Source organism: Skermanella mucosa (genome assembly GCF_016765655.2).
Taxonomy (GTDB): Bacteria; Pseudomonadota; Alphaproteobacteria; order Azospirillales; family Azospirillaceae; genus Skermanella; species Skermanella mucosa.
On record NZ_CP086108.1, the window covers coordinates 187,594 to 210,026 of the forward strand.

Consider the following 22,433-nt stretch of genomic DNA (forward strand, 5'->3'; position numbering starts at 1 on the left):
GCGAAATGGGTATCCGCGAAAGGAGTGCGATGACCGCCGTTACGGTCGATGAAGCGTTGAGCCGGATCGGCACCGGTTCCTTCCATTACCGCCTGCTGGCGATCTTCGGCCTGGTCTGGGCGGCGGACGCCATGCAGGTCCTGTCGATCGGCTTCGCCGCCCCGTCGCTCGCGGCCGGCTTCGGGCTGTCAATTCCGCAGGCGGTGCAGGCCGGGACGGCCCTGTTCCTGGGCATGCTGATCGGGGCCTGGGGGTTCGGCCGGCTGGCCGACCGGATCGGGCGAAGGCGCGTGCTGATCGTCACGGTCCTGATCGACGCGGTGTTCGGGCTCGCCTCCGCCTTCTCCACCAGCTTCGAGATGCTGCTGGTCCTGCGCCTGCTGACCGGGATCGGCGTCGGCGGCACCCTGCCGGTCGATTATGCCATGATGGCGGAATTCCTGCCGCCCGAGCGGCGCGGCCGCTGGCTGGTGGCGCTCGAAGGCTTCTGGGCGATCGGCACCATCATGGTGGCCCTGGCGGCCTGGGGCGCCAGCCTGTGGGCCGGGCCGGACGCCTGGCGCTGGCTGTTCGTCCTGACCGCCCTGCCCGCGGCGGTCGGTATCTGGCTGCGGCTGTGGCTGCCGGAATCCCCCCATTACCTGCTGCGTCGGGGCGGGCCGGACCAGGCCCGCGCCGTGCTGGACCGGATCGCGCTCGCCAACGGCGCGGAGCCGGTCCGGGGCGACCTGACGGCGGTGGAGCGGCGGCGATCCCGCATGTCGGACCTGTTCTCGGGAGCGCTGCGGCGGCGCAGCCTGCTGATCCTGGCGACGTGGCTGTTCGTCTCGGCCGCCTATTACGGGGTCTTCGTCTGGCTGCCGAGCCGGCTGGTGACGGAAGGCTACGGATTCGTGCGCGGCTACGGCTTCCTGGTGCTGCTGGCCCTGGCCCAGGTGCCGGGCTACGCGCTGGCGGCGGTCGGGCTGGAGACGATCGGCCGGCGGCGCACGCTGATCCTGTTCCTGGTCGCCAGCGCCGCCGGCTGCTTCACCTTCATCATCGCCGGCGACCCGCTGCTGATCGCGGCGGCGCTGCTCGCCATGAGTTTCGCCCTGCTGGGCACCTGGGGCGCCCTCTACGCCTATACGCCGGAGCTCTACCCGACCGAGCTGCGGGCGACCGGCATGGGCATGGCCGGGGCCATGGCCCGTTTCGGCGGGTTGCTGGCCCCCTCGGCGGTGGCCCTGGTGGTCGGGGCCGGCTTCGAGGCGGCGATCGGGCTGTTCGCGGCGCTGCTGCTGGTGGCGGCGGTAGCGGTCGGCCGGATCGACCTGGAAACCAGGGGACGGCCGCTGGACCCGGGAGCATCGGCATGATCGATTTCGCCGCGCGGGCATACAATCAGAGCTTCAACATCGACCCCGTCATCCGGTCGCTGCTGGACACCGACGTCTACAAGCTGCTGATGCTCCAGTTCGTCTGGAAATGGTATCCGCGCATCCCGGTGACCTTCTCCCTGATCAATCGGTCGCGCAACGTCCGGCTGGCCGACATCATCGACGAAGCCGAACTGCGGGACCAGCTCGACCATGCCCGGTCGCTGCGCTTCACCGAGAGCGAGACGGTCTGGCTGGCCGGCAACAAGCTGTATGGCAGGCGCGACCTGTTCGAACCCGACTTCATCGAGTTCCTGCGCGGCTTCCGGCTGCCGGAATACCGGTTCGAGACGAAGGGCGGTCAGTACGAGCTGACCTTCTCCGGCCCCTGGGTGGACGTGACCCTGTGGGAAATCTACGCGCTGACCATCGTCAACGAGCTGCGCAACCGCGGGCGCCGGTCCCGGGACCGCGGCGCCCGCACGGGGCTGAACCGGCTGAGCAAGTACGAGCTGGACAAGCTCTACGCCCATGCCAAGACGAAGCTGTGGGCCAAGCTGGACCGGCTGCGCGGCGCCGGCGGGCTGAGGATCTCCGACTTCGGGACGCGGCGGCGCCACAGCCACCTGTGGCAGGAATGGGCGATCCTGGCCGCCGCCGAGGAGCTGGGTCCCGCCTTCACCGGCACGTCAAACGCCTTCTTCGCCCACAAGCATGGGTTCGAGGCGATCGGCACCAACGCCCACGAGCTGCCGATGGTGCTGGCCACCCTGGCGCAGGACGACGTCGGGCTGAAGCAGTCGCAGTACACGGTGCTGGACCGCTGGCAGCAGACCTACGCCGGGGCGCTGCTGGTGATGCTGCCGGACACCTACGGCTCGACCCAGTTCCTGCGGGACGCGCCGGACTGGGCCAAGAAGTGGACCGGCATCCGGATCGACAGTAAGGACCCCTTCGTCGCCGCGGAGGAGGCGATCGCCTGGTGGACGGACCATGGCTGCGATCCCCGCGACAAGCGCATCCTGTTCTCGGACGGGCTCGACGTCGGCCAGATCCTGGCGCTGCACGGGCGGTTCCGGGACAGGGTCCGCGACGGCTACGGCTGGGGAACCCTGCTGACCAACGATTTCCGGGGGTGCCACCCGTCGGGGCGGGACGACCTGGACCCGATCTCCCTGGTCTGCAAGATCACCGCCGCCAACGGCCGCCCGGCGGTCAAGCTGAGCGACAACTACCTGAAGGCGTCGGGGCCGCCGGACGAGATCGCCCGCTACCGCGCCGTCTTCGGCACCGCCGGCGTGGAGAATGCCCCGCTGGTGGTGTGACCGCCGGCGTCACCCTGGCTTGAATGGTCCCGGGGCTTGAACGACCAGGACATGCGTTCAACGATGCCGTAGTAGAAGGGCTTCTGCTCCTTCGGGAAATTGATCTGGAAGGTGCCCACCGTCCGCCCCCGGTGGGCCAGCACGGTCTTGCGATAGAAGATGTTGTCGCCGATGAAGCCGGACAGGACGAACCAGTCCGCCTTCCGGCGCCGGTAGGTGATCCGGGCACTCTCCTCGGCAAGCGCCGCCTCCGCCGCTTCCGACAGGTCGGCGACGCTCTGCTCCGGGTCGTTCTCCCGGCCGACGACGTAGAGGGTGGACAGGCGGTCGGTGGAAACGAACTTCGCGAACCGGCCGGTCCCGTCGTCCGCCCTCGTGAAGACGGACGCGGGATAGGTCAGGACGGTGCCGGACCCGGGATCCCGGAAGGTGGCATAGCGGTGGTCCTGCGGGGCCGCGCCGGGCGACGGCAGCGGCGCCGCCACGATGCTCGCGGCGAGCGCGCCCTGCCGGAGGATGGCGAGAAGGCCCATGGCACCGCCCGGGGGTCTGCCGCCGGCCTACCGGACCGCCGATTCCAGCTGGCTGCGGATTTCCGGGTCGTCCTGCCTGCCCGGGTCCGCCTCGACCGTGACGGGGGCCACGCCGGCCTCCTCCATGCCCAGGTCGCGGGCCGCCTGTTCGGACACGTCGATGATGCGGTCCGGCCGGGTCGGCCCGCGATCGTTGATCCTGACGTCGACCGACTTGCCGGTCTCCCGGTTGGTCACCGTCACGACGGTGCCGAGCGGCAGGTCCCGCGACGCCGCTGTATAGCCCTGCGGGTTCACGGGTTCGCCGCTCTTGGTCAGCGTGTTCCCGCCTTCGCCGGCCTGGAAGTAGGATGCCTGTCCCTCCTGCCGGATGACCTTCGAGGACTCCTGCGCGGCGAGCGGCTGGGTCGTGAGCAGGATCGCCGCGATGGGCAGCATGAGCTTACGCATCGGTGTGTTTCCCCTGAAATGGCGTGAGCTCAACAGGGCCCTTCAGAAAAAGGCACGGAGAGGTCGCCTCTGCCTGGATCCGGAAGACCGACCCCTTTCCCGGAACCGAGGAGACCTCGATGCGATGCCCCAGGAGGTTGGTCAGCCGGTCCACGACCGCCAGTCCGATGCCGAAGCCGTCCACCGCCTCGTGGTTCGTGCCCCGGCTGCGATGGAACTCGCGGAAGATCTCGCCGAACTGGTCCTTGGGGATGCCGATGCCGGTGTCCCAGACCTCGATGCTGACCTGGCCGCCCCGGCGCCGGCACCCGACCAGGACGCGCCCGCATTCCGTGTAGCGGATGGCGTTGGAGATCAGGTTGCGCAGGATCCTCTCCAGCAGCAGCGGGTCGCTCTGCACCACCATGTCCGTGTTGACGGCGCGGAAATCGAGGCCTTTCCCGTCCGCCTGGTGGCTGAATTCCCCGACCAGCCGGCCGATCAGGTCGCCCAGCCGGGTCGGCCCGATGTTGGGCTCGACCTCCCCCGCTTCCAGCCGGGACAGGTGGATTACGGCCTCCAGCAGGTCGGACAGCGACCTCGCCGACTGCTGGATCAGCCCGACGAGGTTCTTGGACGCCTGTCCGGTCACCCGCTTCTCCAGCAGCCTGGCGAACAGGGCGAGCGCCTGGATCGGCTGGCGCAGGTCATGGCTCGCGGCGGCGAGGAAGCTCGTCTTCGCCCGGCTCGCCTGTTCGGCGGCGAGCTTGTCCGTGACCAGCTTCTCCTCGGCCTTCTTCCGCTGCGTGACGTCCTGGGCGATGCACAGGATGCCGATGATTTCGCCGTCGGCGGCGCGAAGCGGCGCCTTGAGCTTCTCGATGCACCTGCCGCCCACCGCCAGTTCGAGCACCTGCTCGATGCTGACGAGGCTCTCGCCGGTCCGCATCACCTGCTCGTCTTCCCGGCGGACGGTCTCCGCGTCCGAGGATGCCATGATGTCGTCATCGGTGATGCCGGGAACGGCCTGCGACGAGCCGAGGCCGACGACCTCGGCGAACATCCGGTTGCCGCCGAGATACCTGGAATGGCTGTCCTTCCAGTAGACGGCGCAGGGCAGCTGGTCGAGCACCAGGGACAGCATGTCGCGGTCCGGGAAGGTACCGTGATTCTCGGTGGCGTGGATCACGGCCCCGGACACGGTGCCGGCTTCCGCGCGCAAGGGTTCGACCATGATGTCGAAGCGGCGGCCCCTGACCCGGATCTCCAGTTCGACCGGTCGCCCCGACCCGACGGCGGACGCCGCGGCGTCCTGCAGGAGCGAGGAACGGCCGCCGATGTCGCGGAGGCGCTGCCCCTGGAGGGATTTCGGCGGCAGGTCGAACAGATCGTCCGCGGCACGGCTCGCCGCCTCCACCCTGCCGTCCCCGTCGACCACCAGCAGCGGGTACCTGACCGTCTCCAGGGCGAAGGCCGGGGATCCCCCTCCTGATCGGACCGTCATCGGCGACGCCCCCGACGGAGGGACAACCACATCCCCGGCGATGTCCGGGGGGAACGCGGCGCCGACGCCGGGGTCGTCCGGGCCCGGCACGCGCCTGCACCTGCTTCAGCGCGGGAAATCAACTGGATCTGCCTTGAATGACGATGATCAGGATCTTTCGGAAGGCAGCGCCTGGCCACCTTTCCGGGAGCCGGGAAGGAGTCGTTCGCCGGATCGGCCGGGGCCGAGTTTCCGTTTCATTTCCTCAAGGAAACTCCTGACGTCCTCGACCCTCAGGCCATCCCTGGCCAGCAGGGTGCGCAGGATCGGATCATCCAGAAGATCGTCAATCGACGGTTCGCGTATCGCTTGGCGCATTGTCTGTCCTCGATGCTCGGTTGCCGGCCGTAGGCTTCAAGTCCGAAAGGGGTGTCAGCCCAGTTTCCCAGGAACCAGCACGTTTCGGATCCGGTACGGCAAAAGCATCATTCCCATGCCTGGCGCGCTTGAAAGTTTCTCATTGAACTTTACATCTCGCCGAAGGTTTTAATCTGCTCGAACACTTGTTTCCAAGCATGTATTTTTAATTTCTCCGGACTCTTTCGGCGGAGGAATAGGACTTTCCGGAACTGTCCCTGATCTTCTCCTGTACTGGAGAGAGATGTACCGCTGAGCTTACGATGAAGTCCCTCCTGATTTAGTAATACGTCAGGCTCTGGCGGGCTTTCCGAACCTGAATGCGATCGAACCGAAAAAGCGGGACGGCGGTCCGAGACGGCGCGCCGCGTTTGGAGCGGCCAGCCGGCAAGCATCTGCCGCTCGCCAGGGCAGTGCAGGATGTTGATCCGGGCAAACGGCAACCACAGGGCATGGAAGGGCAGATGGGCGAACGAGGGTCTGCGTCCCTGAACGCCTCGCAGCGGAGCGTCGGCACGGCGCCGGTGCCCGACGACGAGCCGCTGCGGCTCGTCGCGCTGAAACGCTACGACCTGCTCGACACCTTGCCGGAGCAGGCTTTCGACCGCATCGCCCGGCTGGCCGCGACGGTGCTCGGCATGCCGGTCTCCCTGATCTCCCTGATCGACGAGACACGGCAGTGGTTCAAGTCCCGCCATGGCTTCGACGCCCAATGGACCCGGCGGGAAATGGCCTTCTGCTCGCACGCGATCCTCGCCAGGGAACCGCTCGTGGTTCCGGACGCCGCGGCGGACGACCGCTTCGCCGGCAATCCGCTGGTGGTCGAGGATCCGCACATCCGGTTCTACGCCGGCGCCCCGCTGGTAACGCCCGAAGGGTACGTGCTCGGCACCCTGTGCGTGATCGACCACGCGCCGCACCCCGAATTCAGCGACGCGCAGCGGGAGATCCTGAAGGATTTCGCCGATCTGGTCATGACCGAGATCGAGGCCCGGTCGGCCACCCTGGCCCTGCGGCAGAAGGTCCGCGAGCAGCAGCAGGCGGAGCAGCGGCTGCAACGGCTGCTGAACGAGAAGGAGACGCTGCTGCGGGAAGTCTATCACCGGGTCAAGAACAACCTCCAGGTGGTCGATACCCTGCTGGCGCTCCAGAAGCGGCAGACGCCGGCCATCGCGGAAAGCCTGGGCGATCTGCGCCACCGGGTCTATTGCCTGGGACTCGTCCACCAGAAGCTCATGCAGTCGGAAGACCTGGAGACGATCGACCAGGGCGAATTCCTGCGCGACCTGTGCCACTCGCTGGCCGCCCCCTATGCCGCCGGCCGGCCCGACATCACGATGGGCGTCAGGGTCGAGCCGCGGAACAGCGCGATCACGATCGATTTCGCGATTTCCCTGGGGCTGCTGGTCAACGAACTGGTGACGAACGCCTTCAGGCACGCTTTCCCGGCCGGCCGCAAGGGGCGCGTGGACGTCTCGCTGACGGGCAGGGGAGACGGCACGGCCCTCCTGGTCGTCGCCGACGACGGCGTCGGATTGCCGCAGGCCATGCTTCCGGGAGCGCCTCCGGCCAAGATCGGACAGCAGATCATCGCGGAACTGGTCGATCAGCTGGGCGGCGAGATCGCGGTCGAGCAGGACCACGGGACGATCGTCTCGGTGAGCTTTCCATGCCCGGCGGAGCTGCCATGCTGAAATCCGACGATCCCATCCTGATCGTGGACGACGACAACCTGGTCCGCCTCGGCATCCGCATGACCCTGGAGGATGCGGGATTCCGCAACCTGTGCGTCGCCCGGAGCGGCTCGGCGGCCGTTGACCTCGCCCTGCGCCGACGTCCCGCCGTCGTCCTGATGGATGTGCGCCTGGGCACCGGGATGGACGGCATCGAGGCCGCGGAACGGATCCGCCGGGAACACCCCTGCAAGGTGATCTTCCTGACCGGGTCGAACGAGGTCGCGACCCGCCTCCGGATCAGCGCCATGGACCCGCACGGCGTCCTGATGAAGCCGATCCTGCCCCATCACCTGATCGGCGCGATCGAGGCCCTCCGGGAAGGCTGAATCCTCCGGTACCTGCGGCCAGGCGTCAGATGCCGCGCTCGGCCCGGATACGGTCGCCGGCCTCTGTCATGCGGGCGATCCGGTCGGGCGACAGGTCTTCCTGGATCATGGGAACGACCAGGGCCTGCTCCAGCTCGATCTGCTGCTCGTATTCCTGCTTCAGCCGCTGGAAATCGGCGAACCAGCGATCGTTGGCGACCGATTCGTCGGCCGCGCGCCGGGCTAGGTCGGCGATCGTCCCGCGCAGCCGGCGCTGGCCTTCCCGCAGCTGGTCCAACGCTTCCGACCGGTGCGTGTCCTCCCCCAGGACGGGAAGGACCGCCTCGTCCATCATGTCGGCGTGGGCCGTCCACCGGTCGGCGAACCGGGAGAACAGGCCGGCCCGCTCGGCGTAACCCTCGAACACTGAATTGCCGGCCAGCGCGAAGAAATCGCGGCCGGCCTGATGGTCTGTCAGCATCGTGTCCAGGATCATGGCGGGGGTCCTCTCCGGGTTGACGTTCCCTTGAGGAAACCGCGATTGCCGCCGCAGGGTTCCTGACCGATCCGCCGCGCGGCGCCCGTCACCTGAAACGATCATGGTTCCCGCGGGTTGAAGCGAGGCAATCAACGTGGGGAGCGGTCGTCACAATGCAGGAACGTTGGCCCAGTAATCTCCGGATCGTCCGCCATGGCGAAAGTTCGGGCAACGTGGCCCGCGAGGCGGCCGATGCCGCCGGGCTAGGCCGGATCGACATCGCGGAGCGGGACGTCGACGTCCCGCTGAGCGCCCGGGGCGAGGAGCAGGCCCAGGCGCTCGGCGAGTGGTTCGCCCGGATGCCTGCGGAGGAGCGCCCGGACGTGGTGCTGACCTCGCCCTACGCCCGGGCCCGCCGCACCGCGGAGATCGTGCGGGAGTTCGGCAGGCTGGACGTGGACGTCGCCGATTTCGTGATCGACGAACGGCTGCGCGAGAAGGAGTTCGGGGTCCTGGACCGGCTGACCCGGCGCGGCATCCAGGAGGAGTTTCCCGACCAGGCGGAGTTCCGCCGCCTGCTGGGCAAGTTCTACCACCGGCCTCCCGCGGGGGAGAGCTGGTGCGACGTCATCCTGCGGCTGCGCAGCGCGCTCGACACGGTCAGCCTCCACCATGGCGGCCGCCGGGTGGTGATCGTCAGCCATCAGGTCGTCGTGCTGTGCCTGCGCTACCTGCTGGAAAACCTGACCGAGGAACAGATCCTGGCGATCGACCGGGAAGCCGACGTGGCCAACTGCTCCGTCACCGAATACGCCTACAACCCTGATATCGGCAAGATCGGCGGCATGGAGCTGCGGCGATACAATTTCGTGGCTCCGCTGCGCCAGGCCGGCGCGCCGGTCACCGACGAACCGGACGAGAACGTGGCCTCCCGCTGATCCCAAGCGTCGATACCGATGGACCGATGACCGGAGCTATGATGACCGAAGCGACCAAGATCACGGCGGAACTCCTGCGCGGCATGCCACTGCCCGAACCTTCCGGTTCCGTCGACAAGAAGGCCAGGGGCAGCGTGCTGGTCGTCGCCGGCAGCGTCGAGGTACCCGGCGCCGCCCTGCTGGCGGGCACCGCCGCGCTGCGGGCCGGCGCCGGCAAGCTCCAGATCGCCACCTGCTCCAGCGTGGCGCCGCACCTCGGGCTTGCCGTCCCCGAAGCGCTGGTGCTGGGCCTGCCAGAGACGCCCTCCGGCGGCATCTCCCCGGAATCGGCCGACCTGCTGTGCGAGCGGGGCAAGCGCAGCGACGCGGTGCTGCTAGGCCCCGGCATGATGGACAAGGAGGCGGTCGCCGCCCTGACCACCGGGATGGTGAACGGCCTGGAAGGCCCGGCCCTGGTGATCGACGCCGAGGCGCTGGTCTGCCTCGACACCCTGCGCGAACCGCTGTGCCGGCGCCAGGGACGGACGATCATCACGCCCCATGCGGGCGAGATGGCGAGCCTGCTGGAGATCGACCGCGACGCCGTGGAGGCCGATCCGCTCGCCACCGCGCGCCGGGTCGCCAGCGGGTTCAGCATGGTGGTGGCGCTGAAGGGCGGCTGCACGCACATCGTGGACCCGGACGGCAATGCCTGGTTCTACGAGAGCGGCAATGCCGGGCTGGCCACGTCCGGATCGGGCGACACGCTGGCCGGGGTCGTGGCCGGACTGGTGGCGCGGGGCGCCGAACCGGCGCAGGCGACGATCTGGGCCGTCTACCTGCACGGCCAGGCCGGCAACCGCCTGGCGCGGAGCCGCGGCCCCATGGGCTTCCTCGCCCGCGAACTGCTGGCCGAGATCCCCGGCATCATGGCGGAACTGGCACCGCCGGGATGAGGGTTCACAAACCGGTTAAGTTGCAGAAAACGTAGGTCGGGTAGAGCGAAGCGGCACCCGACAAAGCCGGCGCGATGATGTCGTAGCCAGCGATGCTCAGCGCGGCTGCGCCGCCAGGACGTCGGCGCGGGCGATCCGGTTGAGGCTGACTTCCAGGCGGGCATCCGCCTTGGCGATCTCCTTCAGGGCGCCCGACGTGAAGACCATGTGGTCGCGCGCGGCCTGCCGGGCGGTCTCGGGATCGCCGGCGATGATGCCGTCATGGATCGCCCGGTGCTGGGCCAGCAGCAGTTCCCGCACGTTGCGCCTCAGGTACAGGGTCGCCCGGTTATAGAAGACGTCGTTGCGCAGCATCTCCGACAGCGAGCGCATGACGTGCAGCATGAAGAGGTTATGGGACGCCTCGTAGATCGCGAGGTGGAAGTCTGCGTCGGCGTTGGCCTCGTCGGTCGGGTCTTCCTTCTGGTGGGCGGCCTCCATCGCGGCGAAGCATTCCTGGATCAGTTCGCGGTCCACGCTGGTGCCGCGGAGGGCCGCCAGGTATGCCGCCGAGCTTTCGGCGATGCCGCGGAATTCCAGGTAATCGTAGGTCGCTTCGGGGTTGCTGTTCACCACGTCGGCGAGCGGCGCCGTGAAGCTCTCGTCGAGCAGCGGCGCCACCCGCGTGGCGCCGCCGCGCTCGCTGACCAGAAGGCCGCGCCGCTCCAGCTTCTCCAGCGCCTCGCGGAGACTCGGGCGGGAGACGTCGAACCGGTGGGCCAGTTCCCGTTCCGGCAGAAGACGCTCGCCGGGCCGCAGCGATCCTTCGAGGATGAGCTTTTCCAGGCGGTCGGCGATGGCATCCGCGAGCTTGGCGGGGCGGATCGGCTCGGTCATGGCGATGCTCTGGCCCTGAGGTTACGGAAGCGGGTACTGCCTCCCAGTCAATTTGGCAAAGCATCTTTGCAACGGCAAGTATCTTGGTGAAAGCTTTTATCCAGCGGCGGCGTAGGTCCTCCCGGCTCGCTTGAGCACCAGGACGATCAGTTCCTTCGGGCCGTGGACGCCGAAGGCCAGCGTCTGCTCGATGTCGGCGGTCTTCGACGGGCCGGAGACCAGGACGACGTTGGTCGGCATGCGCCCGGCCCAGCCCTGCTCCCGGACCACCTCGGCGAAGCTGTCGCGGATGGTATCCTCCTCCACCAGCGCCACGTGGATCGGCGGCAGCAGCGACATCAGGCGGGGCTCCGCCGCGGTCGGCCACAGGATCAGCGTGCCGGTCTCGGCGATGCCCCCGATCGCAAGGGTGACGCCGGCATCCACCCCATGGACCAGCTCGCCCTTCCACTGCTCGACCGCCCGGTCGTAGGCGACCAGCCGCGGCGCCTGGGGATCGGCGCCCCAGGCCTCGCCGAGCTGCCGCGCCGCGTCGGAGCCGTCGCCGTGGACCACGGCCCGGACGCCGCGGTTGTCCAGCAGGGTGCGCAGGCGGCGCGGCCAGTCCGCCGCGTCGACCTCGTGGACCTCCGCCTTCATGGCTTCGAGCATGGTGCGGAACCGATCGAGCCGGGTCGGGGCGTCGAATCGGGGAGCGCGCCAGTCCGGCAGCGCGGGCGCCGGGGACGGCGGGGCGGCGCGCAGGCGGGACAGGATGCGGGCGCGGGTGCCGGAGGAGTCATGCATCGTCGAAACCCTTGTCGCGGGCGAGCTGGTGGAGGGTCCTGGGCGCGAACTTCGGTTTGGAACGGACGCTGGTCCAGGCCTTCAGCGGCGGCACGCCCGCCGGGATCAGGTTGCCGGCCAGGGCCAGGGCGCGGGCGCCCAGGCGGTACAGGGCGGGATTGGCGTGGAGCCATTTCCAGCCGGCCCAGACGGAGCTTTCCGACAGGGTCCAGCCGTCGCCGGCACCCTTCACCGCGGCCCCCTGCACGGAGTTCGAGGCGGACGGCCGCACGGCCTCCCGCCGCAGCCGGACCAGGATGTCGGCGATCGGGATCTTGACCGGGCAGACCTCGACGCAGGCGTTGCACAGGCTGGACGCGTGGGGCAGGTCGCCGGCCACGTCGAGCCCGGCGATCTGCGGCGTCAGGATCTTGCCGATCGGGCCGGGATATACCGCGTCATAGGTGTGCCCGCCGACCCGGGCATAGACCGGGCAGTGGTTCATGCAGGCGCCGCAGCGGATGCAGCGCAAGGTCTCGCGCAGTTCCGGGTCGGCGTAGACGCGGGTCCGGCCGTTGTCGAGCAGCACCAGATGCACCTCGCGCGGGCCGTCCTTCTCCCCCTCGCAGCGGGGCGAGGTTATCATGTTGACATAGGTCGTGATCGGCTGGCCGGTCGCCGAGCGCGGCAGCAGCGCCAGCAGCGGCGGGATGTCGTCCAGGGTCTCGACCAGCTTCTCGATCCCCATGACCGCGACGTGGAGCGGCGGCAGGGTGGTGGAAAGGCGGCCGTTACCCTCGTTCTCGACCAATACCAGGGTGCCGGTCTCCGCGACCGCGAAATTGACGCCGGAAATGCCGGCGTCGGCCTCCGCGAAGCGGTCGCGCAGCACGCGCCTCGCCGCGGCGGTCAGTTCGTCCACGTCCTCGGTGTAGCGCTGGCCCTCGATATGCTCCGCGAACAGGGCGCCGATCTGGCCCTTGTTCTTGTGGATGCAGGGCATGACGATGTGGCTGGGCATCTCGCCGGCGAGCTGGATGATGTACTCGCCCAGGTCGGATTCGATCGCCTGGATGCCGTGCTCGCCCAGGAAGGCGTTCAGGTGCATCTCCTCCGACACCATCGACTTGCCCTTGACCACGGTCTTCACGCCGTGCTCCCGGAAGATGCCGAGAACGATCCGGTTGGCCTCGTCGGTGGTCTCGGCCCAGTGGACCCTGATGCCGTTCTCGGCGCAGCGCGCCTCCAACTGTTCCAGCAGGTCGGGCAGCCGGGCCAGCGCCCGCTCCTTGATCGCGGCCCCCCGCGCCCGCAAGGCGGCCAGATCGGCGGCGTCGGGGAACTGCGCCGCCCGCTTGGCCATGAGCCCGTCCATGGCGCGGCGGAAATTGGCCCGCAACGGCTTGTCGTTCAGCGCCAGGTGGGCGCGCTCCGCGAAGCTGCCGGCCTTGGGCGCCCCGGCATCAGGCTGCGCGTCAACGGTCATCGCTGCGCTCCAGCAGGAATTCGGCGAGGTGCCGGCTGCGCAGCGGAGGACCGGCCTTACCGCCCATCCTGTCCAGGGCGCCCGAGATGTTCATCAGGCAGCCGCAGTCGCCGGTGACCATCTCAGCCGCGCCGGTGGACCGCAGGGCGTCGATCTTGTCCGCGACCATGGCGGCGGAAACCTCCGGCTGGCGGACCGAGAAGGTGCCGCCGAAGCCGCAGCATTCCCGCTCGCGCGGGTTCTCCACCAGCGTCACGTTGGCGAGCGAGCGGAGCAGCCGCTTGGGCTCGTCGGTCACGCCCATCTCGCGCATGGAATGGCAGGAGGCGTGCCACGTCACCGTCACCGGTTCGCCGTGGTCCGCCAGCTTGCAGTCGAGCACATGGACAAGGAACCAACTCAGCTCGTAGACCCGCGCGGCGAACGCCTCCGCCCGCTCCCGGTCGGGCTGGTCGGCGAACAGCTGGGGATAATGGACGCGCATCATCCCGGCGCAGCTTCCCGACGGGACGACGATCGGCCAGGGCTCGGGGAACGCGTCGAACTGGGCGCGGGCGACGGCGCGCGCCTCCTCGAAAAAACCGCAGTTGCGGGCCGGCTGACCGCAGCAGGTCTGGTCCTGGGGAAACACCACCCGCAAACCCTGGCGCTTGAGCAGCTCCATGCCCGCCAAGCCGGCTTGGGGATAGAACAAATCGACCAGGCAGGTGCCGAAGAAATAGACCGTCTCCGGCCGCTCCGGAGGAACGGCGGCCGACGGCGTGGAAATGGCGCTCAAGAGCGTTCCCCCATCTTTGAATTTACCCTCTTTGAAATGACGGGTAAATTATTTGACCAAAACTGTCAATGCGCCAATCTGTCTTGACCAGGAGGGGGGAACGAAAAAGCCCTCCCGCCCGGGCGGGCGGAAGGGCTGTATGGAGGGTGCGCGTCCCGCGCACCTCAGGCGGCGGGACGCCGCCCCTCCGCATCAGGAAGGAGCGAAGGCTTTTACGCCTTGGCGGTGCTGCACAGCTTCCAGTCGCCGCCCTGAAGGGTGAAGAGCATCGCGAGCGGCTGCGGGGTGCTGCGGTCGAGCACGACGCGGAACCGGGTGCCGACACAGGCGCCCTCGGCCTTGGCAACCGGTAGCTTGACGCTCTTGGATTTCAGGCACCCGTCGGCCGACTTCGGGACGGCTGCGGTGAAGGGCTCGGGCGTCTTTCCGTTCAACTGCATGTAATAGTCGGTCGGCTGGCCGCCCTGGACCTTCGCCATCACGACGACCGAGCCGAAGCGCGACCGGTACAGGCCGGACTGCTGCTCGCCATCGGCCATGCCGGGCGGCAGCGGCCGGAACGAGACGGCTCCACAGGCGGGCGGCGCCTTCTTGTCGGCCGCCTTCTGGGCCGAATTGCCGATGGAGGGGGAGACGAGCGCCGTGGCCACCAGCATCAGGGCGGCCAAGGCCAAGCGGAAAAGGATCATAGTGCCCAACCCTCAGGAAATGACCCTGCCAGCGGATCGCGGCAGCGGTGCGGGATCGCTGCGCGGTATAGCCGCCGGATGGTTAAGGCTGGGTGAAGCCCCCTTGTCCTATTCGAACCGGCGGCGCAGTTCGGCGAAGGCGACGGTCGCACGGGCAGCATCGTCGGACGACGGCCGGCCGCTGACGTCGGGGTGGACCGATTTCAGCCGGACGCGATAGGCGGACTTCAAGTCGGCCAAGTTCGCCGGCAGGCTGGTCAGGCCGAGCGCGGCGAGATGGCGCGCGGTCGCCGCGTCGGGCGTGGACGACCCGCCTCCGGGAGGCGCCGCCTCCTCCCGGCCGGAATCCCGGTCCGGGTCCCCGGCGCCCTCCTCCCCGGCGGCGCCGGAGGCGGCGTCGAAGAAGGCGAGGTCCGCCTCCAGCCGGGCGATCGTCTCCAGCAAGGCGTCGTGCTCGTCCAGCCAGCCGGTCAGCCGGTTCTCCAGGGCATCGAGCGATCGGCTCAGCACGGCGCGCTTGGCATCATCCGCCTCCGCCGCCACCTGGGCGATCAGGATGTCGCGCGCCTTGTCGTAGCGCCGGATCTCGTCGGCCAGGCGGGCGCATTCCGCCTTCCTGACGGCCAGCTCGCGGCGGCACAGGGCCGCGGAAGCACCCGGACCCGCTCCGGTTCCCTGCCTGTCCAGATAGGCCGCGACGGTCGCCGCGGCCGATCCGAAGACAAGGCGCAACAGCGTTCCGAACTCGCCCAGGGCTCCCCTGCGGGAGCGCCCCGACCAGCGACGACGCCGGAAGGAGCGCGTCACGCCCGTGTCCCTTCGGGAACGGCGAGAGGGCAGATTTGCATATGCGAACGGATTAAAACCCGATCCAAGCGCATAACACTTAAGATTTTGTTAAGCTCACCCCACCCCGAAATCGCAGAACAATACGGCATTTTATCTAAAAACCCTTCTTTTTCAGGCGGTTATCACGTTGGTTAACAAGATGCTAAATCGTTCGTGGTAGGAAAACTATGCCTATCGATAGTTTGAGCTTGCTTCGAAATTTAAGCACATTGAGTTCATCAAGCACGGAATGACACGAACCGCAAAGGAGCCGAAGTGAACATCAGGAAAACTCAGATAAACCGGTTAACGACAAGTTAGATAGCAGTGAAAATTTAAGCGAACACTTCCCAGTACAAAACAAACCCGCGATTTTCAAAGAAACCGTTCCTTAGGCAGTTTTCATCATGGCCGTTTCTCGCCGGCGCCCGGAGTCCTCCGGCCCGCGACGAGGAACCCCCCGGACTGTCACCTCCCGCTTCCTCCCTAGACCTGATCGCATACAGGAGCCAGTACCATGGAAAACGTCAAGATCGCCCTCTCCTTCGTCTCCAACCTGCCCACCGTCCGCCGTATCGCGCCGGCCCTGTCCAGCCGCCGCGGCGTCACCGCCCTGGAATACGGCCTGATCGCGAGCCTGATCGCCGTGGTCATCATGGTCGGCGTCGGCCAGCTCGGCACCAACCTGAACACCATGTTCAGCGGACTGGCGACCACGATCGGCGGCGTTTCGACCGGTGGCGCGGCTGCCGGCGGCGCCGGCGGCGGCAACTGATCCTCCGTTCCACCACCAGCCTGCCGCCGGAGGAAACGCCATGACAGCCGTCGAACCGATCCTCCTGGCGGCCTGCCTGATCTACGCCCTGGCCGCGGCGCACGACGTCGCGGCGAGGACGATCCCGGACAGCTGTTCCATAGCACTTTTTCTGCTCGCTCTCCTCCGACTGACACTCATAGACGGCGGCGCCTCGGCCTTCTTCGACGCCGCCGTTTCTTTCGGAGTGTTCGCGGCCCTGGTCATGCTGTGCGCGGCCGGCCTGCTCGGCGGCGGCGACGCGAAGCTGATCGGTTCAAGCACTTTCCTTCTAGGTTTCGACCGCCTCACGGATTTCCTGGCCGCCACCGCCCTGGCGGGCGGCATCCTGGCCCTGGCCTACCTGGCCGGATACCTGCTGCTGTCCGGCCTGCCCCATGCGGTCCCGGCCCCTTCCGGTCCCGCGCGACGGTCGGCACGCCGCCGTTTCGGCCTGGTGCTGGCGGCGGAACACCGGCGGGTCGCCCGCAAGCAATCCATTCCCTACGGCGTAGCCATCGCCGCCGGCGCCCTGGTGACGCTCGGCGGTCTCTCCTGAACAGGGTGCCGTCATGCTCATGCGAATTCTGCTCGTCGCTCTCGTCAGCCTGTCCGTCGGCATCGTCGGGCTCGTCGTGATGCGGTCCCTGCCCAAGGAGACCGGCACCGCCGTCGCGGCCCCCGCCCCGGTTCTGGGGCGCGCCATCCTGGTCGCCGCCCGCCCGGTCGCGGCGGGCTCCATGCTGCGGGCGGACGACGTGCGCTGGCAGGACTGGACCTCGGGCGACCTCCCGGCCGGCTACATCAACCGCATGGATACCTCCGCCGAGACCGTCTTCGGCTCCGTCGCCCGGCGCAACATGGTGGCCGACGAGCCGCTGGTCCGCGGCCAGCTGGTCAGCCCGGGCGACCGCGGTTTCCTGGCCGCCGTCATGACGCCCGGCAACCGGGCCGTGGCGGTCGCGGTGGACGCGGTCAGCGCCGCCAGCGGCCTGATCTGGCCCGGTGACCGGGTGGACCTGATCCTGACCCAGACCTTCGAGCAGGAGGACACCAAGCCCACCCGGAAGGCCGTCGGCGAGACCGTGCTGAGCGACCTGCGGGTCCTGGCGATCGACCAGCACCTGAACGAGGCGTCCAGCGATCCCTCCGCCGCCGCCGAACTGCGGGTGCCGCGCACCGTGACGCTGGAGGCGACCTCCCGCCAGGCGGAGATGATCGCGGTGGCTTCCGGCCTCGGCCGGCTGGCCCTGGCGCTGCGCAGCGTCGCCACCGGGGGCGAGGCGGAGGCGGCCGACGCCGGCAAGGTCACGCCGACCTGGGCGGCCGACGTTTCCCCGGCGCTCGCCTTGCAGAAACCCCCGGCCCCCGCCGCCGCACCCGGCCCGTCCGCCCCGGCCGGCGTCCAGATCCTGCGCGGTTCGTCCCGCACCGGCCAATGAAACCCGCCCCCGACGCTGCCCGAAAGGAGCCACAGGTCATGATCCAGACCATCGCCCGCCGACTGGGCCGGGCCGCGCTGGCCGGCATAGCCGCCACCCATGTCTCCCCGCTGCCCGTTTCCTTGCCGCTCGCTTCCCTGCTAGCCGTTTCTTGCCTGACGATCCCCGGCCCCGCCCTGGCCGACACGGAAGTGACGATCGAGGTCAACGCCGGCAAGACCGTCACCCTGGCCCGCCCGGCTTCCACCATCTTCGTCGCCAACCCGGAGATCGCCGACGTCCAGGCGCCGCCCGACGGGGCCTCCTTCTTCGTCTTCGGCAAAGCCGCCGGCCGCACCAGCGTCTTCGCGCTGGGCGCCGACGGCAAGCCGCTGGTGTCCTACACGGTCGCGGTGACCCAGCCGCTGGGCGACCTGAAGCGCCGCCTGGCGACCCAGGTGCCGGACGTGCAGGCGGAGCTGGAATCGACCCCCGGCGGCATCATCCTGTCCGGCACGGCGCCCAGCCCGGCGACGGCGTCCCAGGCCGCCGAGCTGGTGCGCCAGTATCTCGGCAAGGAACAGCAGGTGGTCAACCGGCTGCGCGTCAGCGCCGGCTCCCAGGTGAACCTGCGGGTCCGCATCGCCGAGGTGTCGCGGTCGGTCACCAAGGAGCTGGGCTTCAACTGGGAGAGCCTGTTCAACGTCGGCGCCTTCACCTTCGGCATCGCCACCGGCCGCGACGCCCTGGTCGCCGGCGGCTCCATCCTGCGGTCCGCCACCGGCGCCGCGACCCTGCCGGTCGGCTACCGGTCGAGCAACGGCCGGGTGGACGTCAACACGGTGATCGACGCCCTGGCGGAGGACGGACTGGTGTCGATCCTGGCGGAGCCGAACCTGACGGCCCTGTCGGGCGAGACGGCCAGCTTCCTCGCCGGCGGCGAGTTCCCGATCCCGGTCAACCAGCGCGACGGCCAGATCACCATCGAGTTCAAGCAGTTCGGCGTCAGCCTCGACTTCACCCCGACCGTCCTGTCGGGCGAGCGGATCAGCATGAAGGTCCGGCCGGAGGTCAGCGAGCTGACCGAGGAGGGCGCCGTGGTCATCGAGGACCTGAAGATCCCGGCGCTGAACGTGCGCCGCGCCGAGACGACGGTCGAGCTGGGCAGCGGCCAGAGCTTCGCGGTCGCCGGGCTGCTCCAGAACAACAGCCGCACCGTGGCCCAGCGGGTGCCCGGCCTGGGCGACGTGCCGGTGCTCGGCGGCCTGTTCAGCTCGACCCGGTTCCAGCGGAACGAGACCGAGCTGGTGATCGTCGTGACCCCCTACATGGTCACCCCGGTGTCCCAGCCGGGAGCGATCCAGGCGCCGACCGACAACTATGTCCCGGCCTCCGACGTGGAGCGGATCTTCGCCGGCCGGATCAACAAGCCCGGCCGCTCCGACGGCGGCAACCTGCTGTTCGGCCCCGGCGGCGTGCGCCTGCGCGGCGATGTCGGCTTCATCCTCGACTGATCGATCCAAACCCGGCAGCCCGGCGCGTCACAGGAGACATCCCATGCATCCCATTCCCCGCTTCGCCACCGTTCTCGCCGGCCTGCTGCTGGCCTCGGCCTGCGCCGCCACCCCGGACCAACCCCTCGAACAGGCCCGGATCGGCAATGTCGGCGTGATCGACGCGATCGACGGAAACTTCCTGCTGCCGGTGGATGCCCAGGGACGGATCAACGGCGCCGACCGCGCCGCCGCCCTGCGGACCCTGGCCGATTTCGGCTCGCCGGCCACGACCCGGGCGCGCATCGCCGGCGCTCCGTCGGAGGCGCGGGCGGAACTGGTCCGGCTGCTGGCCGACGCCGGCGTGCCGCCGGGACATGTCAGCTTCGGCGACGATCCCGCGGCTTCCGCCCCGGCCTCCGGCAGCGTCCGCATCCTGCTCCAGCGGTTCGAGGTGACGCCGCCGACCTGCGCCGGCTGGCCCGACATCCAGAAGAACTACGTGGAGAACGGCCCGCTGCTGCCGCTCGGCTGCGTCACCAACCGCAACCTCCAGCTCATGGTGGAGGACCCGCGCGACCTGGTGATCGGCCGCACCCTCGGCCCGGCGGACGCCGCCCGCGAGGCCGGCGCCATCGCCCGGTACCAGACCGACAAGGTCAAGCCCTTCACCTCGACCACCGCGACCGGTGGACGCGGCGCAACCCTCTCGAAGCAGTGACCGCCATGACCGCCCTGGCCCAACCGTCCCATTCCCCCCTGGCGGCCCCCGCCCCTGCCCCCTCCCCCGCTTCGGCCGGCGAGCGCGGCGGCAAGGTCGTGGCCTACGTCACCGACGCCGCGACGGAAGCGACCCTGCGGCAGGCGGCGGCCCAGCTCCTGGTCGGCGAGTTCGAGGTCCGGCGCGGCGACGTCCGGACCGCGGCCCGCGACCTGGCCCGCCAGCGCTCGCCCGCCCTGCTGATCGTCGACATCAGCGGGATCGAGCTGCCGATCGGCGCCATGGAGGCCCTGTCCCAGGTGTGCGAGCCCAGCGTCACGGTCGTCGCGATCGGCGACCGCAACGACGTGGCGCTCTACCGCAACCTGCGCGGCCTGGGGGTCGCCGAGTACCTGTTCAAGCCGCTTCCCGCCGACCAGGTCGAGGCGCTGCTGGGCCGCGCCGCCGGGACCGCCGCGCGCGGCGAGGAGGCGGGGCGCCAGGGCAAGCTGATCGCGGTGACGGGTGCGCGCGGCGGCGTCGGGACCACCACGGTCGCGGTCAACCTGGCGGCCTACCTGGCCGACATCGACCGCCGCCGGATCGCGCTGGTCGATCTTGACCTCCACACCGGCACGGTCGCCCTGCACCTGAACCTGAAGCCGGGCCGCGGCCTGCGCGAGGCGGTCGAGGCGCCGGAACGGGTCGACGCCCTGTTCCTGGAACGCGCCATGCAGCAAGCCTCCGACCGGCTGGACGTGCTGGCGACCGAGGAGCCGATCCTGCCGCCGGTGGCCCAGAACCCGCGCGCGGTCCTGGACCTGCTGGACTGCCTGAAGGGCCGGTACCACTACGTGGTGGCCGACGTGCCGCACGGCCTGTCGGAGACCGCCCGCGCCGTGCTCGACCACGCGGCGCTGCGGATCATCGTGGCCGACGGCAACCTGGCGGGCGCCCGCGACGCGCTTCGGCTGCGCGGCGCCTTCGAGGCGTCCGGCACCGCCCGCCAGACCCTGACCGTCCATAACCGCCGCGGCGCGCCCGGCGCGCTGTCGCCCGCCGACTTCGGCCGCGCGCTGGGATCGCCGGCGGACTGCGCGATCGAGTGCCGGCCGAAGCCGCTGATCGAGGCGGCGACCCTGGGCGAACCGGCGATCCGCCGCTGCGCGCCGTTCAAGTCCGACATCTCCCGGCTGGCCGGGGCGGTGTCCGGCCAGTCCGCGACCGGCGCCGCCGGCCTGCTGGCCCGGCTGTTCCGCTCCGGGAGGGCCGCGCGATGAACGCCCTGTTCGGCCGCAAGCCGGGAACGCTTCCGTCCGTCCCGCAGCCGGTGCCGGCGGCATCCCCGGTCTCCGTGCCGCCCGCCGTCGAGGGGCCGGCCGCCCTCGACCCGGCATCGCCGCGCGCCCGCTCGCTCGACGGCATCCGGACCGAGGCGATGAACCGGATCGATCCGGCCGCCGTGTCGCGACTGGAACCGGCGGCGCTGCGGCCGCTGCTGGAATCCCTGATCGACGAGATCGCGACCGAGAACCGCTTCCAGCTCAACAGCCGGGAGCAGGGCCAGCTCGCCACCGAGCTGGTCCACGACATGCTGGGCTTCGGCCCGCTGGAACCGCTGCTGGAGGACGACCGGATCACCGACATCATGGTGAACGGGCCGAACCGGGTGTTCGTCGAGCAGCAGGGCAAGCTTGTGCTGTCCAACGTCCGCTTCCGCGACCAGCAGCACGTGCTCAACATCGCCCAGCGGATCGCCGGCGGCATCGGCCGGAGGATCGACGAGTCCAGCCCGATGGTCGATGCCCGCCTGCCCGACGGCAGCCGCGTCAACATCGTGGTGCCGCCGCTGGCGCTCGACGGCACCTGCATCTCCATCCGCAAGTTCGCCCGCCGGCGCATCGATTTCGCGACGCTGGTCGGGTATCGCAGCCTGTCGGAGCCGATGGCCCGGGTGCTGGAGATCTTCGCGCGCGCCCGGCTCAACGTCATCATCTCGGGCGGCACCGGCTCGGGCAAGACGACGCTGCTCAACGCCATGTCGCGCATGATCGACGCCGGCGAGCGGGTGGTCACCATCGAGGACGCCGCCGAGCTTCAGCTCCAGCAGCCCCACGTGGTCCGGCTGGAGACCCGGCCGCCCAACCTGGAAGGCCACGGCCAGATCACCCAGCGCGACCTGGTGCGGAACGCGCTGCGGATGCGGCCCGACCGCATCATCATCGGCGAGGTGCGCGGGTCCGAGGCGTTCGACATGCTCCAGGCCATGAACACCGGCCACGACGGCTCGATGTCCACGGTCCACGCGAACAACACCCGCGACGCGCTCGCCCGGATCGAGAACATGGTGATGATGGGCAGCGTCAACCTGCCGCCCCGCGCGGTCCGCCACCAGATCGCCAGCGCCGTCCACCTGATCGTCCAGGTCCAGCGCATGCGCGACGGCGTCCGCCGGGTGACCCAGGTGTCGGAACTGGCGGGGCTGGAGGGCGACGTCATGGTAACCCAGGATCTCTTCACCTTCGAGTTCCAGGGCGACAACCGGGACGGCACCATCCGCGGCACCTTCCGGTCGGCCGGCGTCAGGCCGTCCTTCATGGACCGCCTGGAATATTTCGGTCTGGATGGCGCGTACCTGGCCGCCATCGACCAGGACCGCGGGTAAGG

23 protein-coding genes are annotated in these 22,433 nt (G+C 69.3%); 13 read left to right on the forward strand and 10 right to left on the reverse strand.

Annotated features, from left to right (window positions below; all coding sequences use genetic code 11):
* Positions 1–29: 29 nt before the first annotated feature.
* Together JL100_RS33800 and pncB are read left to right on the forward strand one after the other, a co-directional pair.
* Entirely contained in the window at positions 30–1,358 is a 1,329-nt protein-coding gene (locus JL100_RS33800; protein WP_202683017.1) for an MFS transporter, read from the forward strand.
* Positions 1,355–2,683: a nicotinate phosphoribosyltransferase gene (gene pncB / locus JL100_RS33805; RefSeq protein WP_202683018.1), complete on the forward strand. Its 1,329-nt coding sequence runs from the start codon at positions 1,355–1,357 to the stop codon at positions 2,681–2,683. Before JL100_RS33800 ends, pncB begins: the two co-directional genes overlap by 4 nt.
* Here pncB and JL100_RS33810 read toward each other — a convergent pair.
* The 3 genes from JL100_RS33810 to JL100_RS33820 are packed head-to-tail and all read right to left on the reverse strand — an operon-like array spanning position 2,629 to position 5,149.
* Entirely contained in the window at positions 2,629–3,216 is a 588-nt protein-coding gene (locus JL100_RS33810; RefSeq protein WP_202683019.1) for a hypothetical protein, read from the reverse strand. The two genes, pncB and JL100_RS33810, sit on opposite strands and share 55 nt — an antisense overlap.
* A 27-nt stretch (positions 3,217–3,243) precedes the next feature.
* The gene (locus tag JL100_RS33815; RefSeq protein ID WP_202683020.1) at positions 3,244–3,666 is read right to left on the reverse strand and encodes a septal ring lytic transglycosylase RlpA family protein; all 423 of its coding nucleotides are present in this window, start codon (positions 3,664–3,666) and stop codon (positions 3,244–3,246) included.
* Entirely contained in the window at positions 3,659–5,149 is a 1,491-nt protein-coding gene (locus JL100_RS33820; protein WP_202683021.1) for a PAS domain-containing sensor histidine kinase, read from the reverse strand. The genes JL100_RS33815 and JL100_RS33820 overlap by 8 nt, the downstream gene beginning before the upstream one ends.
* Positions 5,150–6,009: 860 nt before the next feature.
* Between JL100_RS33820 and JL100_RS33825 the strand changes: the two genes are divergently transcribed.
* On the forward strand, positions 6,010–7,239 hold the full coding sequence (locus JL100_RS33825; RefSeq protein WP_202683022.1) for a sensor histidine kinase: 1,230 nt from the start codon (positions 6,010–6,012) through the stop codon (positions 7,237–7,239).
* Positions 7,233–7,607 (forward strand): response regulator, encoded by a 375-nt coding sequence (locus JL100_RS33830; protein WP_202683023.1) that lies wholly within the window; start codon positions 7,233–7,235, stop codon positions 7,605–7,607. Before JL100_RS33825 ends, JL100_RS33830 begins: the two co-directional genes overlap by 7 nt.
* Before the next feature lie 25 nt (positions 7,608–7,632).
* Here the strand turns inward: JL100_RS33830 and JL100_RS33835 are convergent, their stop codons facing one another.
* Positions 7,633–8,082: a hemerythrin domain-containing protein gene (locus JL100_RS33835; protein ID WP_202683024.1), complete on the reverse strand. Its 450-nt coding sequence runs from the start codon at positions 8,080–8,082 to the stop codon at positions 7,633–7,635.
* 155 nt (positions 8,083–8,237) lie between these two features.
* On the opposite strand from JL100_RS33835, the gene JL100_RS33840 reads away from it, so the two are divergent.
* Both JL100_RS33840 and JL100_RS33845 read left to right on the forward strand, forming a co-directional pair.
* Positions 8,238–9,002 carry a histidine phosphatase family protein gene (locus tag JL100_RS33840; RefSeq protein WP_202683025.1) on the forward strand — a complete coding sequence of 255 codons (765 nt, stop codon included), beginning with the start codon at positions 8,238–8,240 and terminating at the stop codon, positions 9,000–9,002.
* 41 nt (positions 9,003–9,043) lie between these two features.
* Complete coding sequence (locus JL100_RS33845) at positions 9,044–9,937, forward strand: NAD(P)H-hydrate dehydratase (RefSeq protein WP_228421740.1); 894 nt, start codon at positions 9,044–9,046, stop codon at positions 9,935–9,937.
* 96 nt (positions 9,938–10,033) lie between these two features.
* On the opposite strand, the gene JL100_RS33850 is transcribed toward JL100_RS33845, so the two are convergent.
* The 6 genes from JL100_RS33850 to JL100_RS33875 form a co-directional block, all read right to left on the reverse strand.
* Entirely contained in the window at positions 10,034–10,813 is a 780-nt protein-coding gene (locus tag JL100_RS33850) for an FCD domain-containing protein (RefSeq protein ID WP_202683026.1), read from the reverse strand.
* Between the two features lie 96 nt (positions 10,814–10,909).
* A complete protein-coding gene (locus JL100_RS33855; protein WP_202683027.1) occupies positions 10,910–11,599 on the reverse strand; it encodes a LutC/YkgG family protein in 690 nt (229 codons plus the stop codon).
* A complete protein-coding gene (locus tag JL100_RS33860) occupies positions 11,592–13,064 on the reverse strand; it encodes a LutB/LldF family L-lactate oxidation iron-sulfur protein (protein ID WP_202683028.1) in 1,473 nt (490 codons plus the stop codon). Before JL100_RS33860 ends, JL100_RS33855 begins: the two co-directional genes overlap by 8 nt.
* The gene (locus tag JL100_RS33865; RefSeq protein ID WP_228421742.1) at positions 13,054–13,842 is read right to left on the reverse strand and encodes a (Fe-S)-binding protein; all 789 of its coding nucleotides are present in this window, start codon (positions 13,840–13,842) and stop codon (positions 13,054–13,056) included. The genes JL100_RS33860 and JL100_RS33865 overlap by 11 nt, the downstream gene beginning before the upstream one ends.
* Before the next feature lie 212 nt (positions 13,843–14,054).
* The gene (locus JL100_RS33870; protein ID WP_202683029.1) at positions 14,055–14,531 is read right to left on the reverse strand and encodes a hypothetical protein; all 477 of its coding nucleotides are present in this window, start codon (positions 14,529–14,531) and stop codon (positions 14,055–14,057) included.
* 108 nt (positions 14,532–14,639) lie between these two features.
* Positions 14,640–15,338: a J domain-containing protein gene (locus tag JL100_RS33875; RefSeq protein WP_202683030.1), complete on the reverse strand. Its 699-nt coding sequence runs from the start codon at positions 15,336–15,338 to the stop codon at positions 14,640–14,642.
* A gap of 538 nt (positions 15,339–15,876) precedes the next feature.
* On the opposite strand from JL100_RS33875, the gene JL100_RS33880 reads away from it, so the two are divergent.
* From JL100_RS33880 to JL100_RS33910, 7 genes are read left to right on the forward strand one after another with little or no spacing between them, the layout of a single operon-like run.
* Positions 15,877–16,134 carry a Flp family type IVb pilin gene (locus JL100_RS33880; RefSeq protein ID WP_202683031.1) on the forward strand — a complete coding sequence of 86 codons (258 nt, stop codon included), beginning with the start codon at positions 15,877–15,879 and terminating at the stop codon, positions 16,132–16,134.
* Positions 16,135–16,174: 40 nt separating this feature from the next.
* Entirely contained in the window at positions 16,175–16,711 is a 537-nt protein-coding gene (locus JL100_RS33885; RefSeq protein ID WP_202683032.1) for a prepilin peptidase, read from the forward strand.
* Between the two features lie 13 nt (positions 16,712–16,724).
* Positions 16,725–17,594, forward strand: a complete 870-nt coding sequence (gene cpaB / locus JL100_RS33890; RefSeq protein WP_202683033.1) for a Flp pilus assembly protein CpaB — start codon at positions 16,725–16,727, stop codon at positions 17,592–17,594.
* A 38-nt stretch (positions 17,595–17,632) separates the two neighbouring features.
* Entirely contained in the window at positions 17,633–19,087 is a 1,455-nt protein-coding gene (locus JL100_RS33895; protein ID WP_202683034.1) for a type II and III secretion system protein family protein, read from the forward strand.
* Between the two features lie 43 nt (positions 19,088–19,130).
* Entirely contained in the window at positions 19,131–19,787 is a 657-nt protein-coding gene (locus tag JL100_RS33900; protein WP_202683035.1) for a CpaD family pilus assembly lipoprotein, read from the forward strand.
* A gap of 5 nt (positions 19,788–19,792) precedes the next feature.
* Positions 19,793–21,046, forward strand: coding sequence for an AAA family ATPase (locus tag JL100_RS33905; protein ID WP_202683036.1), 1,254 nt, complete (start codon positions 19,793–19,795; stop codon positions 21,044–21,046).
* On the forward strand, positions 21,043–22,431 hold the full coding sequence (locus JL100_RS33910) for a CpaF family protein (RefSeq protein ID WP_202683037.1): 1,389 nt from the start codon (positions 21,043–21,045) through the stop codon (positions 22,429–22,431). The genes JL100_RS33905 and JL100_RS33910 overlap by 4 nt, the downstream gene beginning before the upstream one ends.
* The last annotated feature ends 2 nt before the right edge of the window (positions 22,432–22,433 follow it).